The following is a 26,640-nucleotide window of genomic DNA, read 5'->3' as shown; positions in this document are numbered from 1 at the left end:
TTGATTTTCAGAATAATTTCTAAATCATTCAACTGACCTAAACAAATCCAACTTAAACAATAAATCTCGAAGATCATCTGGAATGTCCTTTACTGAGAATTCATCAATTATTTTAAAATCAGTCAAACTAATTGCATAAATTCTTTGTAGCTCAGCCCTTAGTTGTCTTAGGACTTCTTTGCCCGGAACTACCTCTAATCTAGTTTCAATTTTATTCCATTTTTCTTCAAATCTCTGCATAGAGTCTCTATTTATTGTTGCTTGATCTAGTCCTGAATTCCTTAAATACTCCGCCCTCCTAGCTAAATATTGTGATTGAATATCTATCTTCATAGTAGTGGTGATATCATCTAGTATTCTTATTATTGAATCAGATTCTTCAATCACTAATCCTGTTCGTTTCTCTCTTTCACGAACGGACTTTTTAAATGCCTTTTCAAGAACATTTGGTACTAATAAATAATTCTCGATTTCCTTTCTTCCATGTATATGAGAAAATTCAAGGTGTTTACCAAGATCATCCTGTATATTATTAATTTCCTCATCGCACCTATAATCTCTATCAAACACAGCACCAATATGCAGTGAAGTTTTTAGAGTTTCTTTAAATCCCCAAGCAAATGATCTAATGGTATCCCAATAAGAAAAACCACCACATTCAAAAGCAGTTATATCATTTCCTGTTGAAAGTTCAGATAAACCAAACTGTTTGGCAAACCTTCTAATTATTTTGTAGTCATCTAATCCTTCTACAAATAATAATCTACCTGTTCGAGCTAAATGAGTTAATGTAATATTTTGTATTGAGCCCACTGCATCCATAGCTTTTTGTATATCCTCGATATCCTTGAGCCTCTCAGCAGAACGCATCTTCTTATTAATTAATAAAATTTCTGATGCATCAGCTTCACCCATAATTTCCGTAGAATGCGAAGCTATTAAAATGTCAGGGCCACAGTCTCTAAGAATTCCTAAGAGTTGTCTTTGAACATCTGGATGTAAATATACTTCGGGTTCATCAACAATCAAAATTGAAGCTTCCTTACATCGTGAAATATGTGTTAAAAGTTGACACCATATTTGAAAACCGAAACCAGACCAATATAGTTCACGTGCTATACGATTTTCATTACAAAACATCACAAGCTCAGAGGACATCATATCTACTTTTCTAGGTGGTTCTATCGTCATTCCAGGCCAAGTTTTTCTTACAAGCTCAGAAAATTCTTCGAAACCCTCAGGATAGAATCTCCAGTAATTACGGAAATGCCGAGATGCTCTATGTGTAGTCAAACCATTTCGGACAGTTTTTTCAGAGATTAATTGTTCGTTTTGTTCTATTGGACCTAAAATTGGGACTATCTCTAATAAGAGAGGGAATTGTTCCATAAAGTGCCTTGGGCTATTTACAATTTTCTCATCGCTTGTCTCGGTTAACAAAAAACAGCCACCTGAGATAGGGAAATACAATATAAGACGGTTCCCATTTGATATACGAAAACTAATTGTAGAATCAATCTCTGCATAATCAGTGTGTACATTTTCAAGTGACATGGGTAAGGCTTCTTCTGAAATTGAATAACCAAACTTATCACCTACAGAGGTACTAACAATTGTGGCTTTTTTTGAACGTGCATGTTTTATACCTACACTTAACGCACGAAAGGCACTTATTATTGTTGATTTGCCGCTATTATTAGGACCAACTAATATATTCATTCTTTGCATTTTAACAGAGTAGTTCTTTAACGCCTTAAAATTTTTAAATTCTACGGATGTTATACTCTCTTTACTTGACATGTTTTTATCCCTTCAAATTCTAATAATAAATTATCTCTATCTTTCCCCGAAAATTGATATTGTTTTATAATCTGTATCTTCAATAAATAATTGTGATACTGGAACTACTTGATGAGCGAAACTCGTACTAAAACTATTTCCAAACATCGGTCTTTCTAACTTTCCACCTACAACACCATCTCCATAAATCCTACATATCATTAAATAAACAGCACCTAACGACAGCAAGGCATTCTCAAAAGTTGCATACTCTTCAAAACCTAACAAATCATGCTTTAATTTATTATAAGCCTTCCACCATCTTGGTACATGCTCTTTTCTAATTAAAGATTCTCTATCCCATGTGTCAAGAGAACTGAACGGTTGTAAGATATCACTAGAACTGAAGTCGTCCTGTAATAAAGGTGCTGACAATACTCCTTGTCTTAAATTAAGAAACACATCAAGTGTCAAAAAATTTTTGATGTCTAAATTTGAGTTCTCCTGAACGTTAAATAACTTGTTATATATCATCCTAGATAGTATTTCGAATAAGTTAGACGCCTCTCTAATAATAGTTGCGAAACGTACTGACGTTGTTGATCTATTCTTAACAGTTGGTTGAACATATTGAAATGAATTAATAATTATTTGCTCGGTACCCAGATACTGATTTTTTATTGTTGCAGCTTCTCTAGAAATCTTCCTTCTATATACGATCTCATATTCTTTGAAATCTCCATAAATATGGTTATAATAAAATATTTCATTAAGCGGAACATTATTTCTCTCAGGTAAAGGAAATGAAGGTATAGTTCTACTCATTTTCACTGAATCTCCTTGTATTAAATTGAAAAAAGATCCAAAAATAAACATCATAATATATGTAAATAATTATATTTATCCCGTTATCGATCAAAACTGCATCTCCTGATGCGCTATTTTCGTTTTCATGTTTGTATATTTTATATTGTAGTTTTGATCAGTTCATTTGACTGCATCATATTAGATATGACTATCTTTTATTAATATTATACGAGATTATCTCGTCTCGGTTCGTTAACTATAATAATATATTTATCCATCCTATAATCAAACGAAAAATTGAATTTCCTGTTTCATAAGTCACGCCGATTTCCTCTAAAACATCAGGATTAAAGATCGTATGTGAGGATCCCGTGTCTATGATGACATCATCTATTTCTAGTGTTCTTCCTCTAAATGTAACAGTGAGTGACGTTGTAACTAGTTGCCCATCATAGTTAATTTTCATTCGTATTACGTCTCACTTTCATTTATGGATCCTTAAGCAGATGAATCACAAAGTCTTGATTCGAAGTATGATATACAAAGTTACCAGGCTCTACTTGAAAAATTCTTTATTCGCATCTTGTTCTGATAACGTGCGAATGGGTGCAACTTCATCTACAATCTTTTTATTATCTTCCTCATGATAATGAATGATATTTACCAGAACAAATTGGTCAGGGAACAGTTCTCTAACTTCTTGCCATTTCATGAGTTATCCTTCCTGTTATCCGTATTGGTTCAACTTTCTATCATTTTAACATATCCCCCACTTAAGTATAGAAAAGTAAAAAGAAACCGTCTCTTTGATACATGGTTACTCGCACTTCCATGACCAAGAGACGGTTTTTATTTTATATATTTTAAGCCAAAAAAGCCTGGGCAATCTGATCCACGATCCCATTAATACCTGTCGGTCCATAACAACCGATCCAGGTTGCGGCATCGACCGAGTGTATGTGTTGTCGCTCACCTTCATCAAGCATGCCCCACACACGGTGCTCTGTCGCGGATATGCCATCCTGAATGAGTTCGTTACTCAGCAAGAAGTAGTGACTGGCATGTACAACGGGTAGTCTATCTACGGAAATATGATAAGCCGTGTCAGAGGTATCTGCGACAAATAACGGAGCAGGCAGACCTAGATCACGGTACAGCACAGCACCTGTACGATGAGTCGGCGAGTGTACGCGAACCAGAGACTCCAGCGGACGAATCAATGCCACACTTTTGCCTGCTAATACTGGAGCAAGCTCTTCTGACAAGAGTGCCGTGCGTCGATGATAATCCGCAATAATACGTTTGGCTTCTGCTCGCTTACCCGTTAGTTCACCGAACAAGCTCAGAATGGTCTGCCAGCTCTCATTGCGCTTGAACATGAGAACTGGCGCGATCCGGCTTAAACGTTCATAGTACTGGTCATGCACCTCAGTACAGATAATCAGATCTGGTGCCAACCGTTCCACCGCAGGCAGATCGGGGTACTCATAGGTTCCTAGCAACTCGGTATTTTGCAGTCCTGCTCTAATATATTGAGGGAAATTAATCGTCGCACTTCCCGTTCCCACACTACCTGCTGGAGACAAATCCAGCGCAAGCAAATGATCCGCAAATTGGACATCGAGTACAGCGATACGTTGAGGAGTACTAGTGACACAATATTCACCACGCAAATGGCAAATGACCGAGCCTTGTGCAGACTCATAGGAAGAAGCCGTGCGGTCTCGCAATAAGGGATTAGTTAAGAGTGTCTCTCTCGAAGCGACCGAAAGCCTATAGCGCTGCGGAGGCACTCCAAAATATTTTTTAAACGCTCGACTGAAATAGTACATATCGCGATAACCCATCTTGTCAGCAATTTCACCAATGGGTGCATCTGTATGGCGAAGCATCCGCGACGCACTCTCCATCCGCAACTGAATGACGTACTCCATCGGTCCGAGCTCTTTCTCTTGTTTGAAACGTCGCTGTAGCTGTCTTACGCTACATCCAGCAAGTGCGGCTAACTCCTTCAGCTCCAAATTCTGGCGATAATGCCCTGATATATACGCAGCCACAACATTAACCACGTCTGATTCTGCTCCGCCCTGACTGCCTTCATACTCCATAATGAGCTCGTAGATGATCCCCTGCAACAATGCATTGGCATGAAACCGTTCCAGTCCTTCGCCACGACTCCATTTCACTACGATTTTCTCAGCCACCTGAACCCATTCCGCTTGGGTTACCGAATGCTGAACAAATGAAATGTTCAGTGGATGTTTGCGATACGAGGGCATGACAAGGGAGGCTCCTTCCATGGAAGAAGCCTCATACATGATCACAATATATTGAACATTGTCTGCTATAGCAGTCAGCGTAAAGGATGCCCCCTTCACCACATGAGCAGCAAAAGAAGCACCAACATGGCAAACCTCACCATTTATGAAGAGCTCCCCTTCTCCGCCGCCTGCCAATAGCAGCACATTGGATGTTAATTCGGTTTCGCTAAGAACGCTGCCTGTCTGCAAAATTCCGCTATGCACGTCAAGCACCTTGATCGCCGTATTACTCCATAGACTTGTCTGTTCTTGCAGCGGCATTTCTCTCATCTCCTGACAATAGCATCCTTGGCTAGAAAGAATCGCCCGAATAGGTGTACACCCTTAATTCCAAGCGAGTCCCTTAGCAAAGGTAAAATGGTTGCTCTTGTCATTTTAATTGAGATTCATTCTCATTGTCAATTTTCGGACATTTCCTGCAATATTCCCCTGACATCTGGTAATAGAAACAACAGGTGATCCGTTCGCTTTTCGCAACTGGAATATTGTCTTTAATGTACGTGAAGCGGGTTAACGGATTCTTTCTCACACCAAACATTTGCCCCGATGCCACCTGCGTCAGATATGCAAAATCAGCCTGGATATGCTCATTTCCCTGCTCTACCTCGTCTGCATCAGGCGTATACAGCGGCCCAATGCGTACCATGATATTCTCCCAAAGAATGCTCATGGAAAGAGGTGCAACCACAGCAAGCGTTTGTAACAACGGTGTAAGCTGCTCTGCAAACATCTCCTGTACTACCTTTTCCCGCCACACGTTTCTTTCTCCCGTTAGTTCTTCTGCTTGAAGCCCATTCACCGCTAGAAAAGGAAAACGTGTACCGCCCTCATTAGATGAGAGCGTCGGATGATAGAGGAAGCTGTTCTCCAGCTGAAACGAAACATGCTGATGATGAAACGTCATTGCGGTCACAAGTGGAGCTGTCCACAGATAACCAATTCGCTTGGCTAACATGGAAGCGGCAACCTTCATGTCAGGCGCATCAATATACTCCTGAAACCAGCTGATATACTCTCGGCATGCCGCTTCATCATGCAGCTCACTCAAAGCAATGGTACGAACACTATTCTCAGGCGGCTTACCAAGCAGAATCGAATGATCCTCCACGGTTACTTTCCATAAGTCACTCGAGAGATACTGATTCATATTAATTCGATCCCAGTAGCGCTTCTGATGCTTGATCTACAATCAGATTAATCGCGATAGGGCCATAGTATGCGATCCAAAGTGTTGAATTTACGTCATAGGTAAGATTGTTTTTCACTGCATCTAGAGATTGCCATACTGGATTGCTAACCATAGCCTCTGCCTCTGCTGCAAACAACTCGTCTGACAGTACGAAATAACGATCTGCGCCGATCTCAGGAACCTTCTCCATCGAGATTTCAACAGAAGTATCGCCTTTGATCTCCTCAACGAGTGCAGGCATTTTCAAACCTAAGTCCTTATACAGAATTTCGCCTGTGCGATGCTCGATACCATGAACACGGATGCCTTCTTTTCTCGGACGAATAAGGGCTACCGTCTCATCTCCCATTTTCTCTGCCAGTTGCGCCTTCACTCCAGCGGCTTTCTCCTCATACGCTTTACGCACTGTCTCTGCCTCGTCCTGCTTGTCTGTAATCTGAGCAATCGTAGCTAACGTATCACGCCAGTCTTCGTAGAAGTCGAGTACGAGGGTAGGTGCGATTTTGCTCACACTCTCATACTGTTTCTCTTGAAAGTCAGTCATGATGATCAGATCCGGATCCAAAGCTACAATGGCTTCCAGATTAGGCTCGTCCCGTGTACCCAGAACCTGTACGTCCTTCGGCTCATCACCTAAGTACTCTGGAAAATCAGTGTTACCTCCAGCGATAACACTACCTGCCGGCTTCTCGCCAACAGCTAACATTTGATCCAGAAATTTAACATCAAGCACAGCAATTCTCTGTGGTTTCTCGTCTAGTGTTAGCTCGCCCTTCATATGTTTGAGCGTTACAGGAAAAGCTCCAGCAGCTTGAGTTTCTGTATTCGAAGGTGTCTCCGCAGGCGTTGCAGCGGACTCATTGCCCCCATTTGTACCTGCTCCGGCACCACAAGCCGTTAATACAAGCACAAGTGCCAGCATCAGACCCATTACAAATCGTGTTTTTTGGGCAGCGTATATCTTGCTTATCGCCGTTTTCCCCTCTGTTCCTTTAATCAAGATGAATCCCCCTTGTATGTGATAATGATTTTCATTATCGTATGATAAGGCGAGTATAAACGATCTTCACATCGCCTTACCATGTACTTTTGCGACATTTCAACCGGACTAAAGCGACATCACATCTACATACCAAGCTCACAAACTCAAGGTATACTTGAAAATAAATGTAATTACCACAACATAAGGATGTGTTTTTCTGAAGAATATAGGGCTATTACTCAGTATCGTTACACTATGTATTCTACTTATATTGGGTAATTTCAGGTGGGTTGACCTCGAATCCAGCATAGACTTCAGGTATAAGTGCGTGTTCAAAAAGGTCGGTTTTCAGTATCGAGAAGATGGGGTGAAGCTAGAAATGGAGTAGCGGAGCGTAGATGGAGCTACGTGAGCAACGGACATTTCGGCTGAATCCCAGCTTCGATGCTGATGATGCCGCTAGGCATCCTTCGTAATCAAAAGCGGACTTTTTGAACAACCTCTATAAGTATGACAGATGGGCAGGGCAGAAATGGGTAGACTTCTATCCACCCCTTGCCTCTACCAATAGTATGGAGTTTCCACTCATATATATTGATGAGATCAGCCATGACACACTAGAAACATATTTGCACAAACAAGCTCTCTCAGGAGAGTTAGCGAATAAGTGGGTTGAACGTACGAGGATCACAGACGGGTATGTCGGTCTATTATTACTAAATATTATAGTGGTCATATGGAGTGGATTTAAACTAGTTATTCTAAGAAACAAAAAGAAAGAGCGTCTTAGTTAAAACACCCTTGTCCTTATTCATTCATTTCCCATCTCAACTTCATCGTATCACGATTAGAAACCAATTTAGCTACTCATTTAGCTACTCGAAGCAACATAACGGTTAACGGGAACTTTAAGTCCCAGATTGCCACGTAACGTATCGTGCTCATACTCTGTGCGGAACAGTCCGCGATCTTGCAGCACCGGTACGACCAGCTCTACAAAATCCTCCAGACCATTCGGTACCATCGGAAGAATAATAAAGCCGTCCACCGCCTGCTGCTCGAACCATAGCTGCATCCTGTCAGCAATCGTTTCAGGTGTGCCAAAAAATAGAGGGCGGGGCTGTGCCACATGTAGACTAACCTCGCGCAACGTTAACCCTTGCTCCTTCGCATCCCTTTTGATCTGATCCGTCAGACTTCTGAAGCCGTTGGAGCCGAAATCGCCCAGATCCGGAAAAGGCTCATCCAGAGCATACTGCGTAAAATCATGATAATCGAAGTAACGACTCAAGTATTGAACCGCATCTTCGACGGAACCAAGACGGACAACCTCATCATATTTACGTTGAGCCTCCTCTTCGGTATGCCCTACAATCGGTGCAATGCCCGGCAATATCAGAATGTCCTCCGGCTTGCGTCCGTGGGACACAGCCCGCTGCTTCAGGTCAACATATACCGCCTTGGCTTCCTCCAATGAATTCCCATGAACAAAGACAGCGTCTGCTGTACTTGCAGCAAAATTTCGCCCTGATTCCGAAGCACCTGCTTGGAAAATGACAGGATGTCCCTGTTTCGAACGTGCGATGTTCAGCGGGCCTGCCACCTGGTAAAACTCACCTTTATGATTAAGCTTGTGTAGCTTCTCTGGGTCAAAGAAAATGCCGCTTTCCTTATCTCGAATTAACGCATCATCTTCCCACGAGTCCCATAGGCCCCGCGTAACCTCCACATACTCTTCTGCCATGCGATAACGGGTTTCATGATCAGGATGGCCCCCCTTGTTGAAGTTGTCCGCCACCCCCTCCGATGGCGAGGTCACCACATTCCAAGCTGCACGTCCACCGCTTAGATGATCTAGAGATGCAAACTGACGAGCCACGGTAAACGGTTCGCTGTAGGAAGTGGACAGCGTTCCCGCAAGACCGATGTTTCGAGTTGATGCTGCCAGGGCAGACAAAACCGTAAGTGGCTCAAAACGATTCAAAAAATGAGGAATTGACTTCTCGGTAATATGTAAACCATCTGCAATAAATACAAAATCAAGCTTGCCTGCCTCCGCCCGCTTAGCCTGCTGAATATAGAAGTCTATATTAATACTTGCATCTGCTGGTAGATCGGGATGTCTCCAGCCCGAAACACTGGAACCAACGCCGTGCAATGATGTGCCCAGCTTTAATTGACCTTCTCTCGACATAACCGTTCTCCTCTCAACTCTTTTGGAACACACATTTTAAAATGCGGTATTCGCTTCCTTCCGCTGGGCAAAACGATTTTCCGGTACTGGCAACCCCAGATGACCTCGCAGTGTGTCGAACTCATAATCGTTACGAAATACACCCCGCTCTTGCAAAATCGGCACAACGTTATCGACAAACACATCAAGGTCTTCCGGTCTAATCGGATGCACAATGAAGCCGTCGGCTGCTCCCGTCTCGAACCAGTGCTGTAGCGTATCTGCTACCGTATCAGGTGATCCGATAAAAGGAGTACGCGGCGCCACCGCTTCCAGCGCGACCTGTCGCAATGTCTGTCCTAGTTCACGAGCTCTCGCTTTGATGCGATCGGTGCTGCTGCGGAATGAGTTTTGTCCTATATTGCCAAGCTCCGGGAATGGCTCGTCCAGCGGGTACTGATGAAAATCATGATGGTCGAAAAACCGCGCCAGCACATCCAGCGCTTCCGTAATCGGTATGCGGTTTATAGACTCCTGGTATCTCTGCTCCGCCGCTTCGTCCGTTTGCTCAACAATGGGAACAATGCCTACCATAATGGCAAGGTCATCAACTCCGCGCCCTTCCTCCACCGTACGCTGCTTCACATCCTGATAGAAGGCTCTGGCATCTTCGATGGAGTTCTGTCCCGTAAATACTGCGTCGGCTCCCTTCGCCGCGAGTTGTTTGCCGGGCTCCGATGAACCCGCCTGGAATACTACAGGCTGTCCCTGTTTGGTTCGTGCAATGTTGAGTGGTCCCGCTACCTTGAAATGTTTGCCTTTATGATTAAGCGTATGTAGCTTATCAGCATCGAAAAAGACACCCGTCTCCTTGTTCCGTACAAAAGCGTCATCCTCCCAAGAATCCCAGAGACCACGCACAATGTCCAAGAACTCCTCTGCAATCTCGTAACGATCGCCATGAGATGGGTGCTGCTCTTTACTGTAATTAGCTGCAGAACCTTCCAGCGGTGATGTCACCAGATTCCAGCCTCCACGTCCCTTGCTGATATGATCAAGAGAAGCAAACTGACGGGCTGCGTTAAAAGGTTCACTGTACGTGCTGGATAACGTCCCCACCAGCCCGATTCGAGTGGTGACTGCCGCAAGCGCGGACAAAATCGTCAGTGGCTCGAAGCGATTCAGAAAGTGAGGAATCGACTTCTCATTGATAGATAATCCGTCAGCAATAAACACAAGATCGAATTTACCTCGCTCCGCCGTCTGTGCCTGCTGTGTGTAAAAGTCCAGATTAACGCTGGCATCTACGGGTACACTTGGATGACGCCAACTGGACATCGTTCCACCAACGCCCAGAATAATACTGCCTAATTTAAGCTGTTTAGGTTTACTCATGATTCAGACCTCCCGCAGAGTTGCATTTATTGAAGCAGTGGGGTGTTGGCTAGCTGTAAGCAATAGCTTTTGACCAGCGTCTGCCCTGTAGTAAATTCTTTATCGTAGGCTCGTTCAAAGCCCAGTCGCTCATAGAGACGGATAGCCTCCCCCATCATATCCGAAGTATGAAGGTGCAACGTATTCGCTCCACGTTCTCTAGCGAATTGGGCGCTAGCTCGAATTAACCCCGTAGCTACGCCTCTGCCACGTGCCTTGCTTGTCACGCCGAGCAGACGAATAACAGGGGAGTGGATGCCAAGCTCTGGCCTACCGTAAGCCGTGTCGGATGAAGCATACACAAACACACTGCCTACAACTTCTCCGTCAAGCTCAGCTACCAGCTTCGCTACCGTTGACGATTGCTCGATCGCTTCTACAATACTTGCTTTATACGCAATCCATACATCATGAGGCAGTTCCTGTTCATATTGGCTATATGCATCCAGCAGAACTGCCTCCAATAAATGAAGGTCTTCGGTAGTGGCTTCTCTAATGAAAGGTTCGCTACCATCCGCACCCTCCGTCGTATGCTGACTTCCATTAGATTGCGCCTCTATATTTCCCATCACAGCACCTGCTTTCCGGCTGCTTCCTGCTTAATTCTCCGAATCTGGTTCACATGATGCTGCACATGAGCAACAAAGGCCGGAATGATCGCGGAAAGAGAGACCGACTCGCCTTTAAAGTTGATACCGGTTTTGTTCCATTCCTGTTCATCAAGCCGCTCCAATAGACCGGAGTTGTATTGAACCAAACCGTGAGCAATCGCAATAAGTTTGGATACGTGTTCCTCATTCGCTTTTTGTCCAGCAACCCATGCATCCTGATCAAACGCAGGTAGCTTTACCTGCGATCCCGCTAATATCTCACGGATTCGAAAGGAAACAACGATACTATGATCCACCAGATGTGCCAGCACCTCCGTAACACTCCACGAAGTTGGAGATGACTTCCATCTCACCTGCTGCTCGCTTAGTCCAGCAATTTCCTGTTCAATCTCGCTATACGCCTGTGTATATGCGGAAATGATTGACTCCGTTGTGTCTACTGTGTTCCCCATAATTACCGCTCTCCGATCTGTATCATTAATTTAAACGTGATATGTTTACACTAATTCTTCTGCAAACGCCTCTTTAAGCAACTGGAAGGAGCGAACCCTTTTATTAAAATCAGGGACTATTGTTGTAAATACAAAACTGTCTACACCGTATTCCTCCGAAAGTCCAAGTAATCGCTCCCTCACGGTTTCCTTCGTGCCACGGGTGATGTCCGCTTCGCGCTCAACCGCTGTATACGTTTCTCCTGCCTGTCTTGCGAATTCCTCCGCCTGCTTCAGCGTCTGTACATTAACGGTTTTGCCACTGGCCAACGTCACACGTACACTTTTGTGCTGTCCTGCCAGTTCCGCTGCCTCTTCTTCCGTATCTGCTGCAATAACAGACAGGGCCAGAATGGCTTGTGGTTCCCCATGCTTCTCACGATTGAACTGATTGCGGTAGGTATCCAGCGCAGCCAGCGCTGTCTCAGGATCACTGTTAATAAACAATGCAAATACATAAGGCAGCCCCTGCTTTGCTGCTAATTCAGCACTGGAAACACTCGTACCAAGCATGTAAATACCTGCTGGTTGTACCGGCAACGGTTGGGCAGACAGTCCAGGCTGCGCATGGTGTTCACCGGCAGAGGAATGCAAGAAGTCATGAAGTTCCACTAATTTGTCTTCCAACGTTTCCGGTTCCGCGATCCCTTTTTGCAGTGCCTTTGTCGAACGAGGTAAACCTCCCGGTGCACGTCCGATGCCAAGTTCTACCCGACCAGGTGCCAGCGTGGCAAGCACATTAAAGTTCTCCGCTACTTTATAAGGACTGTAATGCTGGAGCATGACGCCGCCAGAACCAATTCGGATCGTACTTGTCTGTGCGAGCAAATAAGATACCAACACTTCTGGAGAGGAGCCGGCAACACCTTCCGAGTCATGATGCTCCGCTACCCAAAACCGATCATAGCCAAGCGACTCTGCGAGTTTCACAAGTTCGACTGTATTATTCAACGCTTCCGCAGCCGTTTGGCCTGGAAACACAATGCTTTGATCCAAAATCCCCAATGTAAATGACATATGCATTCCTCCTCAAATGTGACCTAGATGGAATACGCGCTATCAGGCGTAATCCGTTTAAGGAACTGTTTCGTACGTTCCTCTTTTGGATATCGGAATAACTGAGTTGGTTCCCCTTCCTCAACAATGACTCCACCGTCCATAAATACAACGTGATTCGCCACTTCCTGAGCGAAGCCCATCTCGTGGGTAACGATGATCATCGTAATGCCTTCCTTTGCAATTTGGCGTATAACAGCCAGTACCTCACCCACAAGTTCCGGATCCAGAGCAGAGGTTGGCTCATCGAACAAAATAACTTCCGGATTCATCGCCAAGGCTCGTGCAATGCCAACACGCTGCTGTTGTCCACCTGACAACTCACTAGGGTACGAATCAAGCTTATTTCCGAGACCCACCTTCTCCAGCAAGGCAGCGCTACGCGCCCGCGCTTCATCCTTTGGCACTTTGCGAACAGCAACGAGACCTTCCATCACATTTTGCAGCGCCGTTTTGTGGCGGAACAAATTGTATTGCTGAAATACCATCGCTGATTTTTGGCGTAGAGCATGGATGTCCTTTTTGCCATGCTTCTTATAATCCAAGGTGAAATCTCCGAGTGTGATATGCCCGGAATCCGGTTTTTCCAGATAGTTAATGCAGCGCAGAAGTGTGGTTTTGCCCGAGCCACTGGGCCCCAAAATCGCAACGACCTCACCACGTGCCACATTTAGGTCAATGCCGGTAAGCACCTTGTTGTCTCCGAAGCTTTTATATATTTGCTTAAGTTCAATCATGACACGCCTCCCCGACTGTACGCTCTGAACCGCTTCTCTGCCAGCGCGCTCAGTCTTTCAATCCCAATGGTCAGACCCCAGAAAATAAGAGCAGCTGCCACATATGCCTCAAAAAACTTCCAATTCGTTGATGCAACAATCTGTGCCTTGGCATTAATCTCGACCACCGATACGGCAAATGCCAACGTTGAACCATGCAACATACCGATCAGCATGTTCGAAATGTTGGGTAGACTCGCTGCAAAAGCCTGCGGCAACACAATTCTGCGCAAGGCTTTCGTCGCAGTCATACCTAGAGAATAAGCGGCCTCAATCTGCCCGCGATCAACCGAAAGCAAACCTGATCTGACAATCTCGGATGCATAAGCTCCAGCCGTAATTGAAAATGCCAGATAAGCAAATCCGATCAACGGAATAGAGGCCGAATTAAACCCAAGCCCGAGCGATTCCGACACACTATCTAGCAGCATGGGAACACCAAAGTAAATCAGTAACAGGTGGGTAATCATCGGTGTGCCGCGAACAAATGTAACGTAGGCAGCCGCCAGTTGACTTAGCACAGGAATTCGAAATTGACGAACAAGTGCAACGGCTGTGCCGATTAGGAAACCGAAAACAACCGATACAACCGTAATCGCTAGCGTAATTGGGATTACGCCGAGAAGCTCCACAAAGGCGGTCCACACAAAAGAGAGATCAAAGCTCATATCGGAGCAAACCCCCTTTTCTGCACTCTCCGCTCAAGTACACGGAACAGTCGTTCTAGCACAAAACTTAGGACGAAATAAATGAGAGCCAGTGAAATGTACGCTTCTATAAAATGCCGGGACATCGTCGCCAGCGTAGAAGATTTTCCTGTCATCTCCATAACACCCACGCTAAAAGCAAGCGAAGTATCCTTCAAGCTGCCAATGACCATATTGGAGAAGATCGGCAATGCCGTAACGATCGCCTGTGGCAATACAATGCGGAAAAACGCTTGCGGCCCCGACATACCAATTGCATAAGCAGCCTCTACCTGACCACGATCAACAGAAGCAACGGAAGCCCGAATCATCTCCACCATAAATGCCCCGCTGTTCAGCGCGTATGTCAAAATAACAAAATACAGGGCTGGTACACGATCTGTATTTACACCAAACAACTTCAATATTTCTGGAAATCCATAATAGAATAAAAACAACTGAATTAAGATCGGCGTACCACGAAAAAAGGATACATACAGTTTCGATAACCGATTCAGCACTGGGATGTTATACATTTGAGGCAGTGCTGCGATAGAACTAATGACAAGTCCCAGTACCATCGCACTAACTACAATCAGAAGCGTAGTGCTGATGGTCGGTAGAAGCTTTATAAAATAGTCAATGATATAGCTGAACTCAAATGTTGCGCCCATCGTTGCGGCCTGCCTTTCCTCTAAGAGGTTGTTCAAAGTACGCAGTACCGAGAAGATGGGATAAAGATAGAAATGGAGTAGCGGAGCGTAGGCAAAACTACGTGAGCAACTACATTGTTTCCAACGGAAACAAGCTTCGTAAGCCTCCACTTATTTCGGCTGAATCCCATATTCGATGCTGAGATGCCTCAGGGCATCCTTCGTAATCAAAAGCGGACTTTTTGAACAACCTCTCTAAGTGTTATTTGATCTCCGATTCCGTAGCGTCAAACCCAAGCCATTGCTCACTCAGTTGCTTCAATGTACCGTCCGCCTTAATTTCCTTCAGCACCTCGTCAACACGGTCAGCGAGCTTCTGCTCTTCAGGGTCATTTTTGCGGAACATAAACAACGTGTCGGATTCACTAAGCGGCGCACCGACTAGCTTCAAATCGTTGTTAGGATCAATCAGTGGAAGCGTGAAGTCCGCAGCAATCGATGCTGCAACCCGTTTCGACTTGAGTTGTGAGATGAAATCGTTGGCTACACCGCTCGAATAAACAATTTCAAGTGCATTGTCATGCTCTTTATTGTAGTTTTCCAACAGGATTGCTTGTGCACTGGTTGCTGTTGTAAATACTTTTTTGCCCTTCAAATCGTCAATCGATTGAATGGCGTTATCGTCTTTGAGAACAGCAATTTTGTTTTTCCAGTGTGAATATGCTTCTTTGTTAAACAGATACTTCTCCTCGCGCTCCGGATTTTTCTCCATTTGATGTGCAACCATATCAATCTTGTTCGTTTCTAGGCTCAGCAGTAAGTTAGTGAACTCCAAGGTCTGAAACTCGAACTCGTAATCATCCAGACGTTTATCAATTTCTCTGACCAGCTCTACGTCATAACCTGTCAGCTTGTTATTATCGTCAATAAAGGCTACATTCGGAAACTGCGTGCCTGTCCCTACAATAATTTTGGTCGGCGCCTGTGCTCCATCTGCCCCTGCTGCTGTCGGAGTTTCCTCCCCAGCGCTGCATCCTGTCAACGCCACAAGCAGTGCAGTAGTAACCGTTAAAAGTGACCATTTTTTCATGAATATTTCCCCCGTCATGTTGGTTATTATTTTTATACCACCAATTCTTACTTGTTAAGTAGGAATTAATCTAAAAGTATCATTCCCACCGATCCAGCGTCAACGGATTGCTTATAGATAAGTTCTATATGAAGATTCAATTATTGAATGTGTGCGAATACATTGCCGCAGCATCACGAGTGTATCGTAGTGATGGGATGCCAAAAAGCGCCACGTTTGTATCGCCGTGGCGCTTCTTTTCTGCTGATGCATGATGCTAATCGGTCATGTAGCACAATAATCTAGGCTGCTGTACCGACATGGCAGCAGCTTCTTAATCTAGCAGCAGCGTGTAAAACTACCTCATTTACTGAATATGCCGCACAACATCACACCTAGCTGAGTTGCACTACACCAGTCAACGTCACTACCGATTGCTCTGGAATCGTAACGAAAAAGGATTGTTCATCGCCTGCCTTAACACACCCCATATTAACCAAATCCAGCCCGGCATTGGTCACGTAACATTCCAGTGCGGAAACGAATCCGTTCACCCCTAGATTGTGAAGGCTCAACTGAATGCATTTGTCTCGTGCTCCATGATTCACCAAGACCACGGTCACCGTCTGCTCTTCATCATGCACATAGGCAGAGCCCAGCAATCCGCTGTCTGCTTCTTCACCCAGACCCGTGAGGCCGATTCGCTGTGCGCCGGGGCGAATGAATTTGCTGTAGTTGCCCAGCACCCACAACATTTTGGAGGTTACAATGTTCTGTTCGTCGCCCTCCTCCTGAAAATCGGTGTAGATCAGTCCGTCCTTATAGTCCACTTTGGATACCGCCGTCCACCACTGCCACGCAGCTGCGTTTGCTTCCACCAGGTCGAAATGAATGGTCCGTGCAACATGCAGTGCAGGCTCCATGCCCAGGTCCCGACCAGGGCCGTAATCGCCCAAAATGCAATATTCCGTCACCCAATATTTGGTGCTCGCATCATAATGGTTCATATTGTCACTCAATAACCGTCTGAGTCGAACTAGCCGATCATTACCCGGATGGCTATAATCCGACCAGTAGGAGTGTGAAGCTATTTTATTGCCTACTGCTTCCTTCATCTCGGGGTCGCCAATCAGCGCCTTGATGTATTCCCGGTATTGGCCTGTACCCAGCTTGTTGGCACCACTTGAATACGTACCACTGCCTGCAAACTGGCGATAATACGTGTCATCCAGCAGTGATGTAATTTCCACCCCGTCAGGTGCACTAATCCGTGTTCCCAGATGGGTTAACTGCAATTGCCGATGCAGCTCCAGAATAACACGTCTCATATCCTCGTTGTTATAGCGATTGCCCTCTTGCCAAGCCTGGTTCCAGTCCCAGGTAGGCTCATTAATCGGGCTGATATAATCAAAGGACAGTCCAATCTCCTGAAAGTGCGTCAATATATGTAGAAGAAAAGTTGCAAATGTCCCCTCATACCCCTGTTTCAGATTGGTCGAGCCCACTTCGGAATCTGGCTGGGCATGACCGTTTTTGGTCATCCATACCGGCGGACTATTCACAAATGCAATGAGCATCTCCACCCCCCGATCACGTGCAGCCTGCAGGAACCATTGTTGTCCGGACTGTTTGCTCCAGTCGTATTCTCCATCCTCCGACATTTTGAAAGCTTCTGCGCGTCTCCAAGAGTCAGGAATTCGGTCTTTATCTGTTACTGAGGAACCTGCACCAATATTGAAACGCCATGCAGATAATCCGATGCCCTTCTCTCTCGAAAATAACAGATCCGCCAACCGGTTTTTATTCTCCACTGTCCAATGCTTACCTAACGGTTCCATGGACCATGCATCCGATGCGCCAAAGTTATCTATTATCTGGTAGCGAAGCTCCCCACTAACCGTTACCACCGCATCCGGTGACCCTTCTGACTTCGATAGCGTTTTCCCCATCTATGATCCTCCTCTTTTCCAGCCGAAGCGACTACATTTACTTGCAATACAGGGGCCACGCTTTACAGTGGCACCCATGTAATTGCAAGCTTTCTGTCCTAACATTCCAGCCTCTTCTCTTTCAGCCATTCTCTATGTTCATCTAGCCTACAAGTCCGGAACGTTCCACACTCTCTACGAAATGTCGCTGAACGAACAGATAGTTGATCAGAAGTGGCAGAATAGCCATTAGCACACTTGTATTCATCATCATGGACATGAAAAATGGGTCTTGCGTGTACGATTCTGCGGCTTGCCCACCACCGGTCAGGTACGTTGCGATCGTATATCCAGAGGAAGACATCATCGACGACATAACCTTGGGCTCGTTTAGGTACATATTGGTGAAGAACGAATCATTCCATTGCCATACAAACGAAAACAGCATTACAGTGACCATGGAGGGTATTGCATTTGGTAAAATAATGCGTCCAAACGTCTTGAAATAGCCTGCACCATCAACGTATGCCGCTTCTTCAATCTCACGCGGAATGCCCCTGAAGAATTGGCGGAAAATGTATACGTACAGACCTGTTTTCACACCCATGCCCAATAATGCAGAGATCAGGAACGGCCAGTACGTATTAATCAGATTCGCAGGACTGCCTCGAAACAGTTCAATCAAACCAAGCACATCAAAATTTTTAAAATTCAGATAGAGCGGAATCATGATTGTCTGTGAAGGAACCAAAATGGTAAAGATAACCGCGGCAAACAACAGACCACTTCCTCTGAACCTGATCCTTGCGAACCCATAGCCTGCGAGTACACACGTTATCGTCTGAAGCAGCATAACAGCAGTCGACAACCATAAGGTATTCATCAGCACACTGGGGTAGTTCATTGCCGTGAATACCAATTTAAAGTTATCCAGCGTGAATTCGCGGGGGATCCAGATTACTGTCGGGTCATACAGATCGGACATACTTTTAAATGAAATCGATATCTTCAATAAAATGGGATACAGAATAACGAATGAAATGCCAAATATCAGGACGAATCGTACCAAAATCCACAGCCACTTTTTAATGAATTCAAACCAGTAGGCAGTAGAAGTTAGGCGCTCTAGCCCTACTTTTTTTGCAGTTCGCTGCCCTGATGCGGTTCCTGTCTTCATGTCATGTCATGCCTCCTTCGGAATTACTAATTCTGATAAAAGACCTTGCGAGACACAAGGGCAGTCGTTACCCACAAGATCAGTGCAATAACGGCAAAATATATCCAGGACATCGCCGCACTGAGCCCAAAATTAAAGCTCTTGAAGGCCGTATCCACCACAAGTCGACTGGTTTGGTCACTGATGAAGCTGTCCACGATCGTGTAGACCAGATTGGTCAGAATCAATGGACTCAGCATAGGGAAAGTAATCTTCCAAAAGGCTTCATATCCCGTCGATCCTTCGATCTTGGCGGCTTCATACAGTGAAGGTGAGATCGACTGCAAGCCTGCAAGGAAAATCAGAATTTGTACTCCGGACTGACTGACAATCTCATAAATACGACTTACCGCACCTGTCAAATATTCAACTAGAATCGGACTCATGCCGGATTCAAGCAGCATAATCGTCAGATCTAGGTTTTTTAAGACGGACAGTCCACCACCGGTCATATCATTGGCATTGCGTACAACGGATTGCATCAAGTCCCCGTTTTCAATACTGGCAATGATGCCTGAGGCCAGAATGACTGGCAGAAAAAAGATCGCTCTTGCCAAAACCCGTCCGTGAAACTTCTGATTCAGAATGACGGCAAAAAACAGGCTGAAAATAATAATCAGTGGTGTATTTACCACAATATTCAGAACCGATTCCGTCAACATTCGTACATAGGATTCATGGGATAACAGAGCCTCACGGAAATTAGCCAAACCGATAAACTCTAGGGTGAACCCTTCATTAGACACCTGAAGATTACTCAGACTGTATCGGAACGATGAGATTAACGGCACCATGAACAGAAATAGGAAACCGATGAACCAGGGCAGAATGAAATACAAACCGTAATATCTGTTTTTTTGTTCAAGAGATAACTTTTTGAGTTTCATTCCGGAATGTCACCTCCTCCTACACGGTAACTCTTCGCTGCCACACTTACGCCGTTAATGTTCGCAGCAACATCGTTGTAATTGACCATGACCGTTTTTCCTTTTTCAAAAGTCGTCTGATAGACACCATCGCTCAGCTTCTCATGGTTCACAATGGTTTGATTCTGCACGTCGTTCAGGACATCGCTAATCTGCTCGTACCGCTCGGCTGATTCCTGAATCCAGCGCCGATAATCTGCTGAATACAACTCGTCGAATCCAGTCATCTTAATGGCAGATGGATCCGCATAGAACCATGTGTAGTAAGGTGCTGATCCCGTTTCAATCGCTCGCAGCATCTGTACAAGAGAGTCCTGATCGTCAGCCATATTCCATGCTTTTCCCGCATATTGGATGTAGCCGTGATATACCAGCTGGAAAAAGGGAACGGCTTCGTCGGTTAGGTTAAAGCCGCTGTTACTCATAGGTGCATCGACAACATGCCGGGTGTAGGCACTTGCATACACATTGCCACCTTCCACAAGAAGTGACGCATCGGAATGATGCAGCTGCTCAAGCTGTTCGACTACAACCTTCTTCGCCTGCTCGCGATTCACCACATTTGTACGATTGAAATCGGAGTTCAACTGATCGCCTAAATCTCGAAGGGACAGTCCCGAAAGTCCCAACCGGGTGTAGTCTTGCATAAATCCATCCACAATGCCAGGTACGGCTTGCGGGCTGACGACATATCCTGGTGAAGCCTCTTCATCCCGCGTAAATGTAGAGATCCGGTATGGGAACAACTGAGCAAGCTTGCCTGTAACTTGACGTGAAGCATATGATTTCTTGAACGCTTTAGCTTCTGGATACACCTCCAGAAAAGACACATCCGGGTAAAATCCGAAGCCATTCTGCTCCGTGTAGGCCTGCATGCTTTGCAAACCCTGAGCACCTCCCAGCTTCTTATCAACATCAATTGACTGAGGCATGTCATGATGGATTCCTCCGTTAAACCACCCCGAGTAACGAAGCTGAATGTCGCTCACACCGTAGCTCTGCATCTCCTTCAGGATTTCCTGTGCTTCCTCAAAGGTTGTCAACGGCTCATAGGCATTGTAGGGTATGCCCAGAAAGAACTTTTTCTTCGGAATACCGCCAATGAGTTCTACGTAAAACGGCAGTGCTGTGTCATCAGCCAAACGCGTCAGCTGCTTATGCTCAACCAGATAATCCCGATACGTTGAAGCCATACCTGAATAGCTCGCATTGTCCGCACCCAGAAATTCAAAGACAACCGCCATCTCATTATGGAAAGGCTGTGCCTGAAACCGTTTGACCGTGCTGGAACGCCATCCATTGGTGAGCGTAACTTCCTCCATACTGCTCAGCGTAAAGCTTGAATGCACCGTATTGTATTGATTCAATCTACCACTGATATCTGCCTCAACGGATGCGACCGCATCGCCTTTATCAATGATGGCTAAATACCCTTTGTCTCCGTAACTCATGCCATACACAGGAATTCTAGCCTTCTGTTCCTTCTGAATCTGGGTGAGTTGATTAACAGCATGATCCCCACCATACAGGGTGGTGCTATACGGTGATGCATACGTCTTTTGGTTATTAAAATAAATCAGTGATCCTGATCCGTCCGGCACCAGACTGTATCCTTCTTCTGAAGGCCCGCTGGCACCGAAAAAAGGTAGCAGTGACAAGGATTGAATCTTCATGGAATCCGGATACTGGATACCGCCCTCAGGGATCGATACTCTCAGCCGTCCATCTTCGAGTCGATAGTGCACTGGCACGACGACATTCTCAAGCCCGCTCTCTCCCTCACCGTAGGCTTCCTTGTCAATCGCGATCTGTACCTCATCATAGCCAATGGATTCCAGAATTCGGGTTACTTTGGACAAACCAACACCTTTCAGAGATGAATCCCGTCTTTCGTAACGCTTGTTCTGCTCATCGTAACGAAAGCGCTTCTCTAACTCTTTCTGATCCTTTTCCTCCAGTTTCTCGAGGATTAGAGTCCTGAAGCGTTCCTCGCTAATATATTTGGGAATAGCTTCAATATCGCTCTTGACTTCACCCAGCGTATACACGATATTAACGCCGTCTTCGACTTTTTCGATCTCAAACTGACCACTCTGAACACTATGTGTATAATTGTCGTATTTGAGCGCGTTGCCGGCGTTATCGTAATACGTCAATTCGAGCTGTACATTCAGCTGGGACTTGTTATATCCGGTTGCGATGGCATCCTGTTCCCGATCCTGCGGATTGGAAAACCATATCTCACCATGCTGCTTATCGAGCGTCGCAATCTCTGTCGTTTCCGGCTGAAGATATAGAATCAGCTCTTCGTTTTCGGCGATAGCCTCCATACCATCAGGAACAGTTATTACGTTGTGGCTTGCAGCTTGATTTGCCAGCTCTTTGGTTATGGATGGATCTGCGTCAGCCTGAATAGACTCTGTCGTCTTTTGCTCTGGTGATGCTTCTGTTTCTTCTGTTTCGGCAACAGTGCTACGATGAGGTTGTTCAGAATCAACTGTTGTGGTCACCGCTCGTTCATAAACCGACTCTGCATAGTTGACATGTTGAGTCATTAACAAGCTGCCGATCATGATGGTTATGGCAAACGTAGTACGACTTTTGCTCACCTCCGACACCTCCTTCCTTCTTCTATTTGCGCAGCGCGACCTCTTGATAGAGGGTGTACACAAAACTGATAATCTGTTGAATCAAGCTAAAGAAAAGCAGACCCAGAAAGATAACAATCCCCATAACAACCAGGGTGAGCAGCATCGTGCTAATCGTTTTGATCACGGAATACTGATGTACCGTTTTGGTTCCTATAAAAAGCAGCCAGACAAACCAAATGACCCCTATTGAGTCAAATAAATAATAGAAAGAAGATTCACGCAGTGTAATCACATTACTCAGTAATATATTGGGAATGTTGATGAGAATAAGCGGGAGCATGGCATATCCCGTCGCAATCAGAATATCCCTGAACTTGCCTTCTCCGTCCATCAGCGTGGTCAGAGACCAATTGGAGATACACCAGAGCAAGAAGGGAAGAATGATGTACTTCAACTCATTGATACTGTTCAGAGAGAGTGGATAGTTGTCATTCACGACATATCCGGCGTACTGACGTTTCAGAATCATCGTTACGGTAACACCGAGCAGCACTAATAGCGCCACACGCAGCCTGCCTTTATTTTCATACTTCAGATCCCAGTATCCGTCGAATGGACGTACAGTGACATGTAGAGAGTATTTGATTTCCTTAATTAGCGACATCTCGGGCTCCCCTCTCATTCCTCGATCTAGCGATTCGGCGCCAGAGGATTAGGCTAACAAGCACTCCGATCGCCACCGTCATGTAGATTCCGAAATATTCCCGCATGTATTCTCTCCGATATTTCGCCAGAGCTCTGGAGTAATATTCGCGATCATTGCCAAGCTTCAGGTGGGTCATCGCTTCCTTGTACTTCCCTTCTCTCAGCATTGATTTGCCGATGCCTACATAGGCCATTTCATAGTTGGCGTCAAGTCGCAGCACCTCTTGCCACAACGTTGCAGCTTCCGAATGCTTGCCTGAGCTGTACAAACGATTGGCCTCGTTCACCAGGCCTCCAAATGTCGTCGGCTTAAATTGGGTGATCTGGCCGAGATCACGATCCAGCACATAGATGGCGTCGCCATAGCTTTCAATGGCTACCGGATTTTTGAATGTGCCTTTCTGATTACCTAGCTGACCAATCACATACAGTAAGTTGCCATCCTCGTTGTACGTGAACACACGCCCTCTCGTAGAATCGAGAGCACGGTATACCCCATTGCTGGACACCTGAATATCAATGAAGGAGGAGCGATTGATACTCAAGTCCCCCACCGGGGCAAATTCCCCGTTGACCCGAAGTACATCAATGCCGGAGGGATTCAGTTTTTTTACCGCCGAAGCTGTGTTTTTGTCCGCCGTCGTTGTATAGATGAAACCGCCTTCATCAATATCTGCGTTATTGAACTCCAGTGGAATAAAACGAATCATCTTTTCCCGCTGTTCCTTGGTGGACACGCTTTTCCAGAATAGATCAACCGGATCAAACTGCACACGATTCGTGCCCATAAACCCCGTAAAGCGCCCGTCACTATCGAATTCGATCAACCCTTCATAGACACCCCGACCGACAACATAGATGCGCCCAGCCTTGTCAACGATCACTTTCCTGGGAAAATACTCAAATGTATCACTGATCACATCCGACTCCGGCGCACCAATGGCACGAACGAACGTACCGTCAGGATTCAGCTCCACGACTCGCCTGTTTTCGGTGTCGGCAACGTAAATCTGACCTGACTCCGTAACGAACAGCCCTTCAGGATTCAGAAAGCTATCCTCTTTGCCTTCATGCTCAAAATGTTGGATGACTCGCATCGTTTCCCATTTATCGTTGAGTACAATAATTCGTCCATTGCCTGAATCCAGGACATAGAGCAAGCCATTATGTGCAGCATACAAATCCAGTGGAGACTGCCATGCTCCCGTTCCGGCGTCGTTACCCGTGATCACTCTGGAGGGGAGAAAAGCAATCGGAGACTTGACCGAATTACCCCAGTAATTGTAGGTATATCCCTCATACGGTGCCCCATAAGACACGTTATGTCCGAATCCGGAGATCAGCAGGGAAGCTGCCAGAACGATTAGCCATGATCTTACTTTCATCTCTAACACCCCCCTCACTTAGTCCTTCATGCCGGATGATGCCATTGTTTGGATGACCTGGCTCTGAGACAATACAAACGTCACGATCGGCACCGTCATCATGATGACAGCAACGGCAGCGCCCACACCCGCACGAGCTATTCCCCCCTGAACAATCTGTCCCATGGCATAATGCATCGTTTTGAGCTGCTCACTATAGATAAAGCTACCGCCATCCGTTCCCCACAACATCTGCATCATTAAAATCAGCAGCGTTAACCACGCAGGTTTGACAAGTGGCATAACTACCTGAAAGAAAATCCGATATTCGCTGGCTCCATCCATTTTTGCCGCCTCTAGAAGTGCATCTGGTATCTGCTCCATAAACTGCTTCATCAGATACAAGCCCAGCGGATAAGCGAAGGCGGGAATAATCATGGCCTGATAGGAATCGAGCCAGCCTAACGTGGACATGATCATGTAATTAGGAATAGCCGTTACATGCGGCGAGAACATCAGAGACAACACGATAATCGTGAACAGGATTTTGTGCCCGCGGAACTTGTATTTAGCTAGTGGATAAGCCGCCGCAGAGGCTAAGATAATATGTCCGAACGTGCCTGCCGCAGTGATAAACACCGTATTGAAAATATATCTTGAGAATGGAACCCATGAATTTTTCATCACCTGAAATAGGTCTGAAAAATTCTCAAACGTTGGATTCCGGACAAACAGCGTTGGTGGGAAAATAAAAAGTTCATCCAGCGGCTTAAACGCATTATTGATCACATAGATAAGCGGAATGACCATAAAAGCACCAAATCCGCCGAGTAAAAGGAAAAGCAAGATATCGACCTGCCAGGATCTGTTGATTTTCCTTTTCATACGCAAGGCCATCTTCATCTGCTATTCCCCCACTCTCTTTAACAGCTTTTGAACAAGCAGGTTGGAACCGAGCATCAGACTAAACAGCACTGTTGCAATGGCAGAAGCGTAGCCCATCTCGAAGCGGATTGTTCCGTAATCCATCAAGTGAGTAACAATCGTATGCGCTCCGTACTGTACGCTCGGGAAACCTGCCAGCGCAGTAGCCACTTCGGCAACGGCCAAGGACGCGGTAATCTGGATAACAGCTCCGAACATGAGCTGCGGACGCATCGAAGGCAAAGTAATATACCACAGCTCCTGCCAACGATTTTGAACCCCGTCGATGCTTCCTGCTTCATACAAGGTGCGATCCACGGTTTGCAAACCGGCAATGAACGCAAGAAAACTGGTTCCAAGGCTGAGCCATAGCTGTACAAGCATAATGATCGCAAGCATGTATTTGGGATTCTGTAGCCATAGGATTGGCTCATAAATGATGCCTATTTTCATCAGGAACCCGTTCATAATGCCGTACGAATCTCCAGAGAAAATAATTTGCCAAATAAAAAACACATTGCCTGAAATGGACGGTGCAAAAAAGATCAGTGTCATGAAGGCTCTCACCTTTGGATTCAGCTCATTAATAAGCCAGGCAAATACAAAGCAGGCAATGTAGCTGATTGGACCGGTGATCACCGAGAAAATAATTGTATTTTTAAGACCGATCAGAAACACATCATCATTCCAGAGCAGCTTGGAGTAGTTCTCCCAACCAACCCACTCTGGAAACTCCAGCATGTTGAAATTGGTGAAGCTGAAGAAGATGGAGATGATGACTGGAAACACGGTAAACAAGAAGAATAACAACATGTAGGGTGAAAGAAGGATATAGAGATGCTTATCCCGCTTTATATCTCTCCTAAAGAGTTCCCACTTCCCGGGTAAGCCGGCAGGCGTACGTTTGGGCTGAGAACCGGTTTTGGTCACCATATTAGCCTTCTGCAAAAGAGTCCCTC

General features: G+C 45.5%; 22 protein-coding genes and 1 pseudogene. All 23 read right to left on the bottom strand.

Annotated features, from left to right (window positions below; all coding sequences use genetic code 11):
- Positions 1-24: 24 nt before the first annotated feature.
- The 23 genes and pseudogenes from V6W81_RS07595 to V6W81_RS07485 all read right to left on the bottom strand — a co-directional run bounded on the left by V6W81_RS07595 (position 25) and on the right by V6W81_RS07485 (position 26,629).
- Positions 25-1,800, bottom strand: coding sequence for an ATP-dependent nuclease (locus tag V6W81_RS07595; protein WP_338542427.1), 1,776 nt, complete (start codon positions 1,798-1,800; stop codon positions 25-27).
- A 36-nt stretch (positions 1,801-1,836) separates the two neighbouring features.
- On the bottom strand, positions 1,837-2,604 hold the full coding sequence (locus tag V6W81_RS07590; RefSeq protein ID WP_338542425.1) for a hypothetical protein: 768 nt from the start codon (positions 2,602-2,604) through the stop codon (positions 1,837-1,839).
- 470 nt (positions 2,605-3,074) lie between these two features.
- Positions 3,075-3,298: pseudogene (locus tag V6W81_RS07585) on the bottom strand (hypothetical protein).
- A 151-nt stretch (positions 3,299-3,449) separates the two neighbouring features.
- The gene (locus V6W81_RS07580) at positions 3,450-5,168 is read right to left on the bottom strand and encodes a helix-turn-helix domain-containing protein (protein ID WP_338542423.1); all 1,719 of its coding nucleotides are present in this window, start codon (positions 5,166-5,168) and stop codon (positions 3,450-3,452) included.
- Between the two features lie 109 nt (positions 5,169-5,277).
- The gene (locus V6W81_RS07575; protein ID WP_338542421.1) at positions 5,278-6,054 is read right to left on the bottom strand and encodes a (2Fe-2S)-binding protein; all 777 of its coding nucleotides are present in this window, start codon (positions 6,052-6,054) and stop codon (positions 5,278-5,280) included.
- Between the two features lies 1 nt (position 6,055).
- Positions 6,056-7,096 carry an ABC transporter substrate-binding protein gene (locus V6W81_RS07570; protein WP_338542419.1) on the bottom strand — a complete coding sequence of 347 codons (1,041 nt, stop codon included), beginning with the start codon at positions 7,094-7,096 and terminating at the stop codon, positions 6,056-6,058.
- A gap of 853 nt (positions 7,097-7,949) precedes the next feature.
- Positions 7,950-9,272, bottom strand: a complete 1,323-nt coding sequence (locus V6W81_RS07565) for an LLM class flavin-dependent oxidoreductase (RefSeq protein WP_338542417.1) — start codon at positions 9,270-9,272, stop codon at positions 7,950-7,952.
- A 36-nt stretch (positions 9,273-9,308) separates the two neighbouring features.
- The gene (locus tag V6W81_RS07560) at positions 9,309-10,646 is read right to left on the bottom strand and encodes an LLM class flavin-dependent oxidoreductase (RefSeq protein WP_338542415.1); all 1,338 of its coding nucleotides are present in this window, start codon (positions 10,644-10,646) and stop codon (positions 9,309-9,311) included.
- A gap of 26 nt (positions 10,647-10,672) precedes the next feature.
- Positions 10,673-11,254, bottom strand: coding sequence for a GNAT family N-acetyltransferase (locus V6W81_RS07555; RefSeq protein ID WP_056699093.1), 582 nt, complete (start codon positions 11,252-11,254; stop codon positions 10,673-10,675).
- Positions 11,254-11,748: a DinB family protein gene (locus V6W81_RS07550; protein WP_056699096.1), complete on the bottom strand. Its 495-nt coding sequence runs from the start codon at positions 11,746-11,748 to the stop codon at positions 11,254-11,256. The genes V6W81_RS07555 and V6W81_RS07550 overlap by 1 nt, the downstream gene beginning before the upstream one ends.
- 45 nt (positions 11,749-11,793) lie before the next feature.
- Positions 11,794-12,804, bottom strand: a complete 1,011-nt coding sequence (locus V6W81_RS07545) for an LLM class flavin-dependent oxidoreductase (RefSeq protein WP_338542412.1) — start codon at positions 12,802-12,804, stop codon at positions 11,794-11,796.
- 23 nt (positions 12,805-12,827) lie between these two features.
- A complete protein-coding gene (locus tag V6W81_RS07540) occupies positions 12,828-13,580 on the bottom strand; it encodes an amino acid ABC transporter ATP-binding protein (protein WP_056699103.1) in 753 nt (250 codons plus the stop codon).
- Positions 13,577-14,287 carry an amino acid ABC transporter permease gene (locus V6W81_RS07535; RefSeq protein WP_056699106.1) on the bottom strand — a complete coding sequence of 237 codons (711 nt, stop codon included), beginning with the start codon at positions 14,285-14,287 and terminating at the stop codon, positions 13,577-13,579. Before V6W81_RS07535 ends, V6W81_RS07540 begins: the two co-directional genes overlap by 4 nt.
- Positions 14,284-14,979 (bottom strand): amino acid ABC transporter permease, encoded by a 696-nt coding sequence (locus tag V6W81_RS07530; protein ID WP_056699109.1) that lies wholly within the window; start codon positions 14,977-14,979, stop codon positions 14,284-14,286. The genes V6W81_RS07535 and V6W81_RS07530 overlap by 4 nt, the downstream gene beginning before the upstream one ends.
- Before the next feature lie 241 nt (positions 14,980-15,220).
- The gene (locus V6W81_RS07525; RefSeq protein WP_056699112.1) at positions 15,221-16,048 is read right to left on the bottom strand and encodes a transporter substrate-binding domain-containing protein; all 828 of its coding nucleotides are present in this window, start codon (positions 16,046-16,048) and stop codon (positions 15,221-15,223) included.
- A 374-nt stretch (positions 16,049-16,422) separates the two neighbouring features.
- Positions 16,423-17,976 (bottom strand): glycoside hydrolase, encoded by a 1,554-nt coding sequence (locus V6W81_RS07520; protein ID WP_338542407.1) that lies wholly within the window; start codon positions 17,974-17,976, stop codon positions 16,423-16,425.
- A 142-nt stretch (positions 17,977-18,118) separates the two neighbouring features.
- A complete protein-coding gene (locus V6W81_RS07515; protein ID WP_338542405.1) occupies positions 18,119-19,132 on the bottom strand; it encodes a carbohydrate ABC transporter permease in 1,014 nt (337 codons plus the stop codon).
- A gap of 26 nt (positions 19,133-19,158) precedes the next feature.
- A complete protein-coding gene (locus V6W81_RS07510; RefSeq protein WP_338542403.1) occupies positions 19,159-20,058 on the bottom strand; it encodes a carbohydrate ABC transporter permease in 900 nt (299 codons plus the stop codon).
- Positions 20,055-22,706 carry a DUF5696 domain-containing protein gene (locus V6W81_RS07505; protein WP_338542402.1) on the bottom strand — a complete coding sequence of 884 codons (2,652 nt, stop codon included), beginning with the start codon at positions 22,704-22,706 and terminating at the stop codon, positions 20,055-20,057. The genes V6W81_RS07510 and V6W81_RS07505 overlap by 4 nt, the downstream gene beginning before the upstream one ends.
- Positions 22,707-22,728: 22 nt before the next feature.
- On the bottom strand, positions 22,729-23,352 hold the full coding sequence (locus V6W81_RS07500) for a Yip1 family protein (protein ID WP_338542401.1): 624 nt from the start codon (positions 23,350-23,352) through the stop codon (positions 22,729-22,731).
- The gene (locus V6W81_RS07495) at positions 23,339-24,778 is read right to left on the bottom strand and encodes an NHL repeat-containing protein (protein WP_338542399.1); all 1,440 of its coding nucleotides are present in this window, start codon (positions 24,776-24,778) and stop codon (positions 23,339-23,341) included. The genes V6W81_RS07500 and V6W81_RS07495 overlap by 14 nt, the downstream gene beginning before the upstream one ends.
- Positions 24,779-24,796: 18 nt before the next feature.
- Entirely contained in the window at positions 24,797-25,654 is an 858-nt protein-coding gene (locus V6W81_RS07490; RefSeq protein WP_430701342.1) for a carbohydrate ABC transporter permease, read from the bottom strand.
- 9 nt (positions 25,655-25,663) lie between these two features.
- The gene (locus tag V6W81_RS07485) at positions 25,664-26,629 is read right to left on the bottom strand and encodes a carbohydrate ABC transporter permease (protein WP_260985544.1); all 966 of its coding nucleotides are present in this window, start codon (positions 26,627-26,629) and stop codon (positions 25,664-25,666) included.
- Between the last annotated feature and the right edge of the window lie 11 nt (positions 26,630-26,640).

The organism is Paenibacillus tundrae, from assembly GCF_036884255.1.
Classification (GTDB): domain Bacteria; phylum Bacillota; class Bacilli; order Paenibacillales; family Paenibacillaceae; genus Paenibacillus.
The sequence above is the reverse complement of the archived record's forward strand: the minus strand, read 5'-3'. Positions and strand labels throughout refer to the sequence as shown.

Bases quoted from the DNA above. Each gene is read 5' to 3' on its own strand.
- V6W81_RS07595 (WP_338542427.1), bottom strand. From the start codon at position 1,800: ATGTCAAGTAAAGAGAGTATAACATCCGTAGAATTTAAAAATTTTAAG.
- V6W81_RS07550 (WP_056699096.1), bottom strand. From the start codon at position 11,748: ATGGGGAACACAGTAGACACAACGGAGTCAATCATTTCCGCATATACA.
- V6W81_RS07530 (WP_056699109.1), bottom strand. From the start codon at position 14,979: ATGGGCGCAACATTTGAGTTCAGCTATATCATTGACTATTTTATAAAG.
- V6W81_RS07575 (WP_338542421.1), bottom strand. From the start codon at position 6,054: ATGAATCAGTATCTCTCGAGTGACTTATGGAAAGTAACCGTGGAGGAT.
- V6W81_RS07560 (WP_338542415.1), bottom strand. From the start codon at position 10,646: ATGAGTAAACCTAAACAGCTTAAATTAGGCAGTATTATTCTGGGCGTT.
- V6W81_RS07490 (WP_430701342.1), bottom strand. From the start codon at position 25,654: ATGGCCTTGCGTATGAAAAGGAAAATCAACAGATCCTGGCAGGTCGAT.
- V6W81_RS07555 (WP_056699093.1), bottom strand. From the start codon at position 11,254: ATGGGAAATATAGAGGCGCAATCTAATGGAAGTCAGCATACGACGGAG.
- V6W81_RS07580 (WP_338542423.1), bottom strand. From the start codon at position 5,168: ATGCCGCTGCAAGAACAGACAAGTCTATGGAGTAATACGGCGATCAAG.
- V6W81_RS07535 (WP_056699106.1), bottom strand. From the start codon at position 14,287: ATGAGCTTTGATCTCTCTTTTGTGTGGACCGCCTTTGTGGAGCTTCTC.
- V6W81_RS07510 (WP_338542403.1), bottom strand. From the start codon at position 20,058: ATGAAACTCAAAAAGTTATCTCTTGAACAAAAAAACAGATATTACGGT.
- V6W81_RS07545 (WP_338542412.1), bottom strand. From the start codon at position 12,804: ATGTCATTTACATTGGGGATTTTGGATCAAAGCATTGTGTTTCCAGGC.
- V6W81_RS07500 (WP_338542401.1), bottom strand. From the start codon at position 23,352: ATGTCGCTAATTAAGGAAATCAAATACTCTCTACATGTCACTGTACGT.
- V6W81_RS07590 (WP_338542425.1), bottom strand. From the start codon at position 2,604: ATGAGTAGAACTATACCTTCATTTCCTTTACCTGAGAGAAATAATGTT.
- V6W81_RS07540 (WP_056699103.1), bottom strand. From the start codon at position 13,580: ATGATTGAACTTAAGCAAATATATAAAAGCTTCGGAGACAACAAGGTG.
- V6W81_RS07520 (WP_338542407.1), bottom strand. From the start codon at position 17,976: ATGGGGAAAACGCTATCGAAGTCAGAAGGGTCACCGGATGCGGTGGTA.
- V6W81_RS07565 (WP_338542417.1), bottom strand. From the start codon at position 9,272: ATGTCGAGAGAAGGTCAATTAAAGCTGGGCACATCATTGCACGGCGTT.
- V6W81_RS07495 (WP_338542399.1), bottom strand. From the start codon at position 24,778: ATGAAAGTAAGATCATGGCTAATCGTTCTGGCAGCTTCCCTGCTGATC.
- V6W81_RS07525 (WP_056699112.1), bottom strand. From the start codon at position 16,048: ATGAAAAAATGGTCACTTTTAACGGTTACTACTGCACTGCTTGTGGCG.
- V6W81_RS07515 (WP_338542405.1), bottom strand. From the start codon at position 19,132: ATGAAGACAGGAACCGCATCAGGGCAGCGAACTGCAAAAAAAGTAGGG.